Consider the following 12,192-nt stretch of genomic DNA (forward strand, 5'->3'; position numbering starts at 1 on the left):
ATGCATAATATCTAAATATAGAAAATGTTTTTCATAAAATTTTTCTTGTCCTTGATAAGTTTAGTGTTGATATTTGATTATAATTTTTGCATAATGCAGTAAGTATTTTTATATGGAGAGTGCAATGCCAAGAAAAACAGATCGTCATGCCGCAATACTTAAAAAACTACAGGATATTATTAAACATAGGGATCCTGATGTTGCTGCTGGAAGGCGCTTAGCTATCGAAAGATGGGTAAAAACTTATACCAGGCAGGTAGAATACCTTAAAGATGATGGGCTGAAATTTTTATATAATGTATTTCAAGATAAAAATTGTTGGTCAGGTACAAGATTAAATAACACAACGCTAGGGCAAAGGCTAACTACAGAAAAAATAGGTGAAGTAGAAAACCCATTTTCTAGGTATAATATGGCATGTAAGTATTGTATGGTAAACAAAATTCAACCACTTTTTCAGGAGAAGTTTGAATTTCACAAGGGTAGGTTTTCCCCTGATGCAGTAGATGGTGATGGTAGGCCCGCAGCTAGCAACAACAAATACATAAGAAGTGATCTATTAGGGTCTATGGAAAGTTATGATCCTGTATTTAGCTTCTGGATTGATCGAGAATCTGAAGAATTAAAATTAAAAGAATACAGTAGTGTAGAAGGTTTTAGGGAAGCTGTAGGTCTTAGATGGAGTGAGGGAGTGGAATATTTTTATGACCGTTTAAGTGAAAGAGAAAGAGAAAAGGAAATTATCGGTGCAATTACTACATTATCTTCTGTTCAATGTAATTATAATGGTGCTGTTATTTTAGATTTTTGTCTGAGCAAAATTAATGCTCAAGGAAAAAATGAACTGTTGAAAAACTCTGAGTTATCAAAAAAAGACAAAGGAATATATTCTCTTCTTAGCATATTGATACGCCAAAATTTTTTTGATACAGTTCAAACTATAGTTCCAATGTTTAAAAATAAAATATTAGAAGATAAAATACTTTCACCTAAGGATTACGCTCTTCTTCTTTCTTCCCTTTCGGATAAGGTCGTTGAAAGTCCTACTTTAAGTACTCAAGCTAGAAAAATTATGATGGATCTTATAAGATGTGGTAATTTCAATAGCCAGGAAGGAAAGGAAGAAAAGGCTGCAGTCTTTTTTTCCAGTGGCATAGTGCCAATCAAACATGCTCTTGCAGGATTGATCATTGACTTGGAATTGAGTAGCGGAACAGGTAGTGCTGCAAATGTAAAAAAGAGTGAAATACTAGAAATATTGCAATTTGCTAAGAAGTTTTGTTCAACTACAGACTTTAAAAATTTTGAAAAGTCTATAGTTAAAAATCTAAAGATTGTTGGAAGAGCTGGTATGAAAGATGATATAGATTATGATAAATTGGCAGAAAAGCTATTTTATGAGTTAGAAAAGGAAGCGCCTCTGCCTCCTCAAGGCGGTGATTTTGGTGGCTCTGGTGATCCACAGTCTATGTTGAAGGGTGCTGGAGTTAGTGGATTTTCTTGTCACAGAAGATAGAGGTATTTATATGCATGGTAACGGTGAAAACATTGGGTTAATTAGAAGTTTGTTAAATGGAAATTGCCAAGGTTTCGTGGAAAGGTTTGAGTCTTTTTTAGATCAGAGTCCATCTTTTTTACATTCCGTTGGTAAAGATCGTTTCTTTCCTGCATTTTTTTTCGGTATGTTTGCTACTGTACATGATTCTGATGTTGCAAATAATAATGAAAGGATTTTTTTTCGCTTTGATAATGATCCAGATAATCATAGAAGGGGAAATTTAAAGGTTGCTGTCTTAACTAATGAGGTAGATCAAAGAAATAACAGAGTTGTAAGGTGCTACACTATTGCTGATAGGCAAAACAGTTTTGGCTCAAGATTTAGCGAAGAAGAGAGGCAGTGGTTAGAAGATGAGCTGCAGAGGCAGGGTATTAGAAGAAGGCGAGTAGCTTGGCAGGAGTATAAAACATTTGTATGGGCATGGAATCAGGGGGAAGATGAGGATGAAGAAGCAGTAAGGTGCATGCAATTTCGTGAGGGAGAAGCATTTACTGGAAATTCAGCATCTCCGTGTGATGGCTTTGATGAAATTACCAGAACACCTGGATTGCAAAATAATTATTTACTAAATTTAATAAATGGGTTAGCAGACAATAATGCAGTTAATATAAGAGATAATATTGAAGATGTTTTACAGTATATTCTGGATACATATGATAGGTATAATCAATCGTTAAACTTTAATGGTATCGAATCTGACTACCATGGCTTTTTGTCAGGCTTTTTGATGAATTTTAGGTATCGCCATGTAGCTGGCATTTATCTTGAATTGTTTGTAGGAGGAGGGTATACAGATATTACTTTTCTTGTGCGTGGTGTGCAGAGGTTAGGGGATTCTGTGCCTATCATAATTGAGCTTAAGGCAGGAAGAAGAAGTGCTGCAGATGCGTTAGAGCAAGCAGAGAACTACGTTAACAGATGTCCTGTTTCATCACTGTCTATCCATACCTCATCAGGCAATGCTATCTGTGTGGGACTGAACTTTGACCTTAATCGTAGGCGTTTTCAGCTTAGTATAGAAAATTTCTTAGAAAGGGAATATTCTTTAGTAGAAAGATTATTTGAACCCTTAGCAAATCAAGAAGTTGAAGAAAATGTCAGAGATTATTTACTCCATCCATCGTTTGGTGTACCTGCTGTACCTGGTGTGAGAAGTAGAGGTGGTGTTAGCGCTAGAGATAGAAGAGTATTTCTTTATACAACTGGGTTTACTTTTGGAAGTACTGCATTTACAAGAAGAAGAGTTGTGTTAAGAGATGGAAATGAGATATATGTAACTAAGTACTTGTTTGAGTATCATGATAACGATAGGATGCTAGGTCCGCAAGGAGGAATTGCACAAGTAAATATTGGAGATCGTGCTTTAACTATGGTTTTACATGTGTTATTAGGGAGGGAAGAAAGAGTTGTTGTGTTTCATATCCGTCATATCTTGGGTCACCAATTTCCCAATATGGGATTAGATTTAACACAATGGCCAAATGCTAGGGTTTATGAAGTGATGTGCCAATTAGACCCTAATAGAAGGAATGAAGATGATTTAGGCCTAACTGTTAATATAATACCATTCCAGTCACCTGCTCATTATCTGCAGAATAGGGGTAATGCTGTTTTTCAAGGTGACGTTTTACAAGTAGGTGGTGTTAGTAATGTGCACAGTGCTGCAGATATAATGATGAATACTGGTTGGCAAGTACAAAATCGTCATGCACAAGTATTCCAAGCCATTTCTAATGTGTTATTTCCATTAAGGTGGACAGTAAATAGAGATAACGCTAGGGAAGCAGGATTTCATTCTATATTGCATGGGTTATTTTACGCTTGCAGTAATCCAGCTAGGGTAATTATTGAATTTCAGTTGGGAGGAGGGCAGAAAGTGGACTTAGTTCTGTTAAGATCTGTGGAAGCGAGAGATGGTACCCATCCAATTGTAATAGAGTTAAAGTTTGCTGGTACTGGAGAGCTACAGCGAAAAATCGCAGAAGCAAATACTCAGCTAGGTAGTTATTTTAATGCTAGAGGATATAAGCGTATTACTGACGGGAACACAGTAGTTTTAACGTATGCCATCTTCAATGATCGTGCACAGGGGCCAAATACTCTTATATCAGTTAAGGATGTTCTTCGTATAAAGGACAACTTAGGACATAGTTCTGCAGATGATCTTCCTGGTAGATGAGGGTTATTGAGAGTTTATGTGTCAAAAATGAATTGCTATTAATTCAGCAACATATATCGTTAAAAACTTAAACAACGCAACCATTTTCAGCAACTATAGTAGTTTCGAAAATAAATGATAAATTTCCATTACGGGATTAATTGCTAAAAGCTGCAAATCTGTATATTAGCACACTATCACTTATTTTAGAAAACACTATAAAACCAGCAACCGTGAGAAGTGTTCGTTTTGGGATGGGATGGTCTACCATGTGTACCATACGAACTTTTTAATATAATAATTTTACTATACGCTAAAATCATCTATATTAGCCTATTTCATCAATATCTACATACGAACCGTTTTGCCTAAGCTTATTGAAATAATTTAAATCTTCTATTTTTATAACCTTATTTTTACGCGGCTTGTTCTCACAAATATACGACCTTTTTATGTTTTTTGGAGAAAGTAAATAATTCAATTTGTCATGACACTAATAGACTGGAATTTTTATAAAATCTCTTCTATATTAGAAAGGTCTTTCAAAAATTTTAAATCTTTCATATCCACCAAGAAGGTCCTACAATTGGTTCATGACTTACGTTGTTAAATGAAGAACTTGGTATTTGCAGTTGTTTTACTTTCTCTTCTACCTCTATTTTTTCTTTTTCTACTTTCCTCTTTTCTTTCTCTGCTACATCTCTTGCTTGTATTACTCTTGTTACTATGCTCAGCTTTAATCTATCAATATCACCGTCTCTGCATTCTGGTACATTCTCTCTTTTCTCGCCTTCAATAAAACTTCTGCTTAATCTATCAAACTCATTCGCAAGTTTTGACAGCCTTTCAAAGTCAGGCTCTTTTATTTCCCTCTTCAAGTCCTTATACTCTCTGCATAGATTCTTAAATTTCATTGTGTAACCTTCGTTTAAAACCAGAAAAGTATACTGGGACTCTAAAAACTTTTGTATTTCCTTATTTTGTTTTATTCTTTTTCTTGATATGTCTTGATCATCTGCTTCATCGTATAGTAGATCAAGAGCTTTTGTTTTTGCTTCTGCTTCCTCTTTAGCTCTTCTTTCTTCCTCTTTAGCTCTTCTTTCTTCTTCTGCTCTCACTTCTGCTTCTTCTGCTCTTCTTTCTGATATTTCACTTTCATTCTTTAATTGCTCAATTTCTTTCTTAGTTTCCACTGATTTTTTCTTCAGATCCTTAGTCACTAATAAGTTGTCTTTGGCTTCTCTCTCCAATTCTTGCTGTGTCTTAAATACCTTATTTAACTTATTATTTCCTGATCTTAAATCCTCTAACTTAGCGTTACAATCTACTACATCATAATCAACTCTATAACTTAGTGGATCAGTTTCTTGCCTTTTTAATACTTTTTCATAAAAAATGAGCTTGCCACCTTTTTCCTTCTTCACTTTATAACCCTCCACCTCCTTTATTGCCTTTATATACTTTTCATTTAGCTCAGAATAATATTTTATATAGTCGTATTCTGTCTCTAAAGAAAGTATTGAAGGTAATTCCTTCACTGTTTTTAAACTACTTTTCAACGCATCTAAAGGGTTCATTACTCCTCCCTTTGCCACATTAAACAATCCTCTAGCATCTTTATTACTTAACATGCTTAAAAAATTCTTGCTTTTTAACCGTGCTAAGAAAGCCTCTACTTCCTTTTGTTCCTTATCTAGCTTTCCCAACATTTCTTTAAAATCATTTATTTTCTTCCGACTGTAGTACTTACCAAAACTACTTTTATCTAAAACAAGGCTTTCTCTTTCTATTTCATTTTTACATCTTTCTTTTATTGTGGAGCATATGTCTAATATCTCTTCTATTTCTATTCTTAACTTTTTACTTAAGCCTTCTATCTTTTCCTCTATTTCTTCTTTTAGTTTAGAGATCTTCTGTATTCCTTCTTCCTGATTTTTGTACTCTCTTTTCAATTGTGATTCTTTACCTTCAGCTCCTATGTATTGTTTTGGATGAGGACAATCTATCTTCTTTGCTAAAACTATATCTTCTAACTTTATCAATTCCCTTTATTGTTCTAGCATTTCATCTCTTATTTTTGCAATTATTTCCTTCTTTTTTAAATATTCTTTCATTCTTAATTTCTTATGCGTCGAAATAATTTCTTCATACACACTATTCTCATCAATATCTTTTAACTTCTTTCCTAAAAATATTTTAAAGTTACAGAATATAGTGTCACCAAAATGCCTTTCATGAACTTTTAATATTGCGCTTACTGCCTTATATATCAGCTCAACTTTTTCATATACTTCTCTTGCGCTCTCATGCCCATTTTTATCTGGATGATATACAACTAATAAACCCTTGAGCTCTCTTAGTACCTGATCAGGATCATCATGTAAAACGTATACTCTTTCTAAAGCCTTCCCTAGTGATAAATCCCCACTTAGGTGTTTTACTCTTGTATAGAACCCACTTATCGGCTCTACATTTTGCGATTTATATGGCTTTACATGCCACAACAGCGTTTTTGTATACCTAAATAACTTTTCGTATGTTTCTTTAATAACTCTCTCATCATTTCTCTCATCACAATAACGCAGTCTATTTATATCATGTTCAAAACCTTTTCTATCCTTCCTTTTTAGCTCTACATAACTTAAAAACTTCTCTACTACACCTTTTTCAAGTTTGGTCTTCAATCTATTACTACTTTTTAATTTTGATGCATAGTCGTTAAACCCTATATGATATATCCCATCTTCGTCTTCATACCCTTTATCTTTCATGTTTAATAAATAGCCCACATGCATACTAAACTCTGCGCTGCTCACTATTCCTTTTATTGATTCTATATAATCCTCTTCAACACATTCTTCTGCTTCCATATAAGAAAGAAAAGGCATAATCCCTCCTTTATAAATATCAACATAATCTCTAATATATTTTACATGTAGTAAAAAAGAGCCTCCTATGTAGCAAGATAATGCCATTAGACACAGAGTTGACGTTAATCTATATTTTTTGGATAAACAACATAATGACACTCCGGTGAAAAACAAAGCTAATACTACTTGCCCTTTAGCAAATCTTTTGCCTTCAGCACAATCAGCTACGCTTGGCATCCACCAAATTATTCTCAGCCTGCCAAATTCATAAACTAATTCTTCAGAGCTTTTCGGTATGTAATTCTCCCTCCACTTTAATCTTTTATATATAATGCTCTTTAGCTTTTCCTTTTCTAAAAAGCTCAGAAATTCTTCTGCTCTCATATTTGCCAAGAAGGTCCTGCTATCTGCTCATGACTTATATTACTAAACGTAGTATCTGGTTGCAGTTGTTTTACTATCTCTTCTACCTCTACTTTTTCTTTTTCTACTTTCCTCTTTTCTTCCTCTGCTACATCCCTTGCTTGTACTACTCTCGTTACTATGCTCAGCTTTAATCTATCAATATCACCGTCTCTGCATTCTGGTACATTCTCTCTTTCCTTCTCTCTTTCAACAAAACTTCTGCTTAGCTTCTCAAACTCATTCGCAAGCTTTGATAATCTTTCAAAGTCAGGCTCTTTCACTTCCCTCTTCAACTCCCTATACTCTTTACATAGGTTCTTAAATTTTGTTGTATAACCTTCATTTAAAACCAGAAAAGTATATTGGCACTCTAAAAACTTCTGCACTTCCTTATTTTGTTTTATTCTTTTTCTTGATATATCTTGATTGTCTGCTTCATCGTATAGTAAATCAAGAGCTTTCTTCTCTGCTCTTTCCATTTCAACTTTTGCTTCTGCTTTTTCTCTAGCTCTTCTTTCCTCTTCTGCTCTCACTTCTGCTTCTTCTGCTTTTACCTCTGCCGCTCTCTTACCTTCACTCAATCTATTTTTCTCTACTTGATCATCCATATTTCGTTGAACTAGCTCCACATTCACTTGATGCTGCTCTACTGTTGCCTTTCTTATTTTATACTCATCTTGTTGCTCAGCTATGTACTTTTTACGATTCCCAATAAAATTTTCTGCTAGCTCTCTAAATGATAACGTCTTTTTTCTTGAATCATGTTGAGTTTTGTATACACCTTCAAACAATGCTTTATTTACCTGAAATACCCACATATACTTAGAGTCTTTCTTGATGTCTTCTACTGCTTTATAGAATAATTCATCATCTCCTGTTGCAACACTTTTTTTCAAAGCCTCTTCACATATTTTAAGACTATCCTTCTCCCTCTTTATATAAGATTCCCAATAAGAAGGATGAAACAGCTTTGGCAGACGAAATTCTTTTGTAGCTTTTTTTCCTAATTCATCTTTGTAAGAAACTAACTGATTTGCTAATCCTTGAAATTCATTATCAATTGAGGATAATAACAACCTTCCTAATTCTTTACGCTTTGGTTTATCTAGTTTTTCTAGTTGCCCTTCAAGCTTTTCTCGAAATGATACATTCCTATGGCTACTGATGTTATCATGAACAAAGCTTTTAAACTCAACAAACTTTTTTACTTCTTCATACTGTTTATAATAAATTGGATGTAGTATCCACTGCATAAAACTAAATTCTAGCTCTTTCTCTAGTTCATATAACTTTTCTATATTCTCTTTCTTTCCGAAAACATTATTAACTATTTCTTTTTTTATATCCTCTACTGTCTTCACATACTTACCAAGGCTTTCCTCCATACTTTTTAAGATATCGTCCGTAATCGAAGCAGGAAAGGCTTCTTTTATCTCTTCTAACTCTAATAATGGTAACCTATCGCATAGTTTGTGTAACTCAAGTTCCCCTTGTTCTTTAAACTTTATTAAGAGCATATCTTTATACAGACGTTCAATCTCTGAAAAACTTAGATCTGTTGGTAAAGAAAGTTTGTCTTGAAATTCCCCTCCATTGCATATAGCTAGCAACTCTAAATCTTTCTTCTTATTGTCTCTTTCCCTATAACTTGCTGCTCTTTCTGCTATTTCATTTAGCATCTCTTGCTCTACTTCCGCAAGAAGAGATACATCCATATTTTCTACTATATACTGAAAACCTCTTTCTACGTCATCACTCAGGTTATTTTGTACAATTGACTCACTTAAGATTACTTCATTCGCTCTACTAATAATTCTATGATTTACTGCCTCATGATTCATTCTTCCTCTGTAATCAGAGATATCAACACATTTCATGTTGGACAATAACGATTCTTTTACTCCAAGACTATCAGGTAGAACCTTAAGATAATCTTCCACTAATTTATTTATCACTCTTCTCATTGCTTCTTTGTTAAAGGCAGTACCTAGCTTGCTCTTTGCACTACCGATTTCAACTTCGATATCAGGATGATTCTTCTTTACTATTTCCCCATGCAGTATATGTTTCTTATTCTCTTTTGCTTCACAAAGAACTTCGTGTAATAACTCTTCATACCAACTATCAAAAAAACTCTTGTCCTTTATTTTAAGTAACAGAGGTTTATTATCTTTAACCACATTAAACGCTTTTGTTCTTTTACGATTATACTGTAATTCTGTTTTTTGATTTTCTATATATGAGTACTTATCTTCCACTTCTTTTGCTTTTAATAGCACTCTCTCTAATTCTTTTACCTCTTGAGAAATATAGTTATGATAAATTTCAATTACTTTTTCTAAGTTAAAAGTACACAAACTTGATACATCTGTTTCCTGAACATAACTTTCTAAATCAGAACAACTACTATTAGTTAGAGATTTTAAATTATTACTTGATAATGGCAAAAGTGCTTTTTGTCTTAATCTATCCTCATTTCCACTTATTTGTCTTTCTATATCCCTTTTTATGTTGTCTACAAAAATCTCTTTCCCTGGTTTTTGATACTCAGTTAGCAAGTTAAGCAGAGCACTATATGCTTGATACTTTGCTTGCGCAATAACTGTTCTAGTAAGAAAAAAACTAGAACAATATAACGATAACCCAATTGGTGTTCTTGTACCAATAAATGCCTGCAGTATTTTTGAATCTCCCGTTTTTATTATTTCTTCTACTTGTTCTTCAAACGGTTTATCAAAAAAACTTGGCATATTACCTCTCTAGCTATACAATAAGCATACCTTAACTATCATGTAGGGTCGAGAACTGGCGCGCCTCTTTAGGGTTTGGTGGCTGATCCATTATTTTCATGTTGGTCCTCAATCCAAAATTCCCATGTTTACGTTTCCAATTCCCGCCTCATCAAACGCAGCATGCGGATTTCCCGCACTACGCTTTCCTAGTAGATTCTTACCAAAGTTTATAACATATTGTGCTGGTAAGGCTTTCGGAACGTATAATGCACCCCATAAACTAGACCAAAAAAAAATGGTTGATCCGAGTAGGAAGGTAAAGGGGTAAAAGTATGGCAACAAAAAAATATGAACCAGAGTTAAAAGCAAAGATAGCTTTGGAAGCAATAAAAAATCAAAAAAGCACATCTGAGATATGTAGTGAATATAAAATACCATCAACAAATCTATATGATTGGCGTGATAGAGTATTGGCAAGGTTAAAAGACCTATTTGTTGAAGAAAGTGAAAGTGCGAGAAAACAAAGAATCTTAGCGCAAGAAATAGAAAGTTTACATAAAGTAATAGGAGAATTGACAGTGGAAAATAGTTATTTGAAAAAAAAATTACTGAAATAAGCAAAAAAGATAGAGTAAGGTTTATAGAAAAAGATTCTGATCTATCAATTAGGAAACAGGCTGATTTACTGGGGATTTGCAGATCTAGCCTATATTATAGGCATATAATTAATAACGAAAGTGAAATTTGATTCAAGAAGTATATTTGGCTTCTGATTGCCGTTATGGATATCGTAAAATTACTGCTGAAATCATAGCGAGTGGAGTAGTAGTCAATCACAAAAAAATCTTAAGAATTATGAAAAAAATGAAGATTAGTGGGCTGTATTGTAGAAAAAGATGTAATACAAGTATTAAAGAAAAAAAGCATAAAATATATCCTTATTTACTCAAAGATTTGATTATTTGTAGAGTTAATCAGGTATGGGCTACTATATATTATGGTAGAAGGTAAGTTTGTCTATTTTGTGGCAATAATGGACTTGTATAGTCGCTATATTATTGCTCATTCATTATCACCATATCTCGATGCTGGATTTTGCCTTTATACTCTCAAAGAAGCTCTAAAACAAGGTAAACCTGAGATTTTTAATAGTGATCAAGGAGTGCAGTTTACTAGCTACAACTTTATTATGGAATTAGAGCGTGCTAATATTAAAATTAGTATGGATCATAAAGGACGTTGCTTCGACAATATATTTGTTGAGCGTTTATGGAGAACTTTAAAGCAAGAAGCTATATATTATTATAGACCAAATAGTATCAGAGATTTGAATCTTATAATAAACGATTTTGTTGGTTGGTATAACTATAAAAGGCGACATCAGACTCTACATTATAAAGTTCCTGCTGATCTTTATTATCATAAACAGTAAATGAATATATTGATAAATACTTTAAATGTGTGTCGACGTATTTATCAACATATTCATTTTAAAAATCGGATCACTTTGAAAAAAATGGTCTAGACAAATGGGTGCATTATAAAAATCTGTGCTAAGTAGAGGTGACAGCTATGAGGTTGATTTAGCAATCGGTATGCTTGAATCCATAAAATCAGACGATTTGTTAATCTGTGATAGAGGATACGTATCTTATCGATTTCTTGCTGAGCTTACAGGAAGGAAAATCAATTATATAATTCGCTGTTCAAGTTCGTCTTTCAATGAAATAAACGCTATGTTTAAGCCGGAAAGCCCATCTAGTACGGTGGTAGTGTCTACCGCACCTATTAAAGTAGCAAGACAGCTACGAAAGCTAGGATTACCTGATGAGATGAAATTCAGGTTAGTCAAAATAATACTTTCTTCTGGCGAAGTTGAAGTGTTAGTAACATCTCTGTTAGATGAGAAACGTTTTACAGTTGAAGAGTTTGAGAGATTATATTACTTGCGCTGGGGAGTAGAAACATTTTTTTCTAGGCTGAAGGGAAGATTAAATTTAGAGAATTTCACAGGAAAAAGTATTGAAACTATCAAGCAGGATTTTTGGTCAACTATCTTCATCAGTAATCTAGAAAGTATCATGATAGAAGATGATGAAGAGACATTGAGCGCACAGAATAGTAAACTAAAAAAAAGCATCAATAAATCTGTCTCATTTAATGCGATTAAAAACTTAGCCTTTGATATTTTTTCTACAGAGTCAGACATAGACTGCATTATGGATCGACTATCACAGTTATTTTTGATGAACACTTTAGTGGTGAGAAAAGGGAGAAGTATAATGCACTGCCATTAAGTTAAGGGAAAGAGAAGTTAAGATTGGACAAAAAATTTGAAGTGATTGATAATTATGGTAAATACTAGGGTGAATTTTTAAGAAAAGGGAGTCTGAAAAGTGCAAGTTATTTAAAAAAGTAATAATTGCAGGTTATTTTGCAAAGAATGTACTAATGCAATGATACTGAAAA

Annotated in this window: 5 protein-coding genes and 2 pseudogenes; 4 read left to right on the plus strand and 3 right to left on the minus strand. The window is 33.5% G+C overall.

The genetic code is table 11. The annotated features are described in order from the left end of the window. Positions 1–124: 124 nt before the first annotated feature. Both OPS21_RS05995 and OPS21_RS06000 read left to right on the plus strand, forming a co-directional pair. A complete protein-coding gene (locus tag OPS21_RS05995; protein ID WP_265027609.1) occupies positions 125–1,516 on the plus strand; it encodes a hypothetical protein in 1,392 nt (463 codons plus the stop codon). A 10-nt stretch (positions 1,517–1,526) separates the two neighbouring features. Beyond that, positions 1,527–3,737: a hypothetical protein gene (locus OPS21_RS06000; RefSeq protein WP_264337003.1), complete on the plus strand. Its 2,211-nt coding sequence runs from the start codon at positions 1,527–1,529 to the stop codon at positions 3,735–3,737. A gap of 539 nt (positions 3,738–4,276) precedes the next feature. Here OPS21_RS06000 and OPS21_RS06005 read toward each other — a convergent pair. Genes OPS21_RS06005 through OPS21_RS06015 form a run of 3 tightly spaced genes read right to left on the minus strand, consistent with a single transcriptional unit; the run spans position 4,277 to position 9,741 of the window. Then, complete coding sequence (locus tag OPS21_RS06005; RefSeq protein WP_265027610.1) at positions 4,277–5,758, minus strand: hypothetical protein; 1,482 nt, start codon at positions 5,756–5,758, stop codon at positions 4,277–4,279. Positions 5,759–5,764: 6 nt separating this feature from the next. Continuing rightward, complete coding sequence (locus OPS21_RS06010; RefSeq protein WP_265027611.1) at positions 5,765–6,979, minus strand: hypothetical protein; 1,215 nt, start codon at positions 6,977–6,979, stop codon at positions 5,765–5,767. Further along, the gene (locus tag OPS21_RS06015) at positions 6,967–9,741 is read right to left on the minus strand and encodes a hypothetical protein (protein ID WP_264337001.1); all 2,775 of its coding nucleotides are present in this window, start codon (positions 9,739–9,741) and stop codon (positions 6,967–6,969) included. The genes OPS21_RS06010 and OPS21_RS06015 overlap by 13 nt, the downstream gene beginning before the upstream one ends. 314 nt (positions 9,742–10,055) lie before the next feature. Between OPS21_RS06015 and OPS21_RS06020 the strand changes: the two are divergent. Continuing rightward, positions 10,056–11,155, plus strand: a pseudogene (locus tag OPS21_RS06020) (IS3 family transposase). Between the two features lie 112 nt (positions 11,156–11,267). Continuing rightward, a pseudogene (locus OPS21_RS06025) lies at positions 11,268–12,005 on the plus strand (IS4 family transposase); the annotation flags it as partial. Positions 12,006–12,192: the final 187 nt, after the last annotated feature.

This window comes from Wolbachia endosymbiont (group B) of Chorthippus parallelus (assembly GCF_947251815.1).
Classification (GTDB): domain Bacteria; phylum Pseudomonadota; class Alphaproteobacteria; order Rickettsiales; family Anaplasmataceae; genus Wolbachia.

Excerpts from the sequence above, each read along its gene's own strand:
- OPS21_RS05995 (WP_265027609.1), top strand. The coding sequence starts at position 125 with ATGCCAAGAAAAACAGATCGTCATGCCGCAATACTTAAAAAACTACAG.
- OPS21_RS06000 (WP_264337003.1), top strand. The coding sequence starts at position 1,527 with ATGCATGGTAACGGTGAAAACATTGGGTTAATTAGAAGTTTGTTAAAT.
- OPS21_RS06015 (WP_264337001.1), bottom strand. The coding sequence starts at position 9,741 with ATGCCAAGTTTTTTTGATAAACCGTTTGAAGAACAAGTAGAAGAAATA.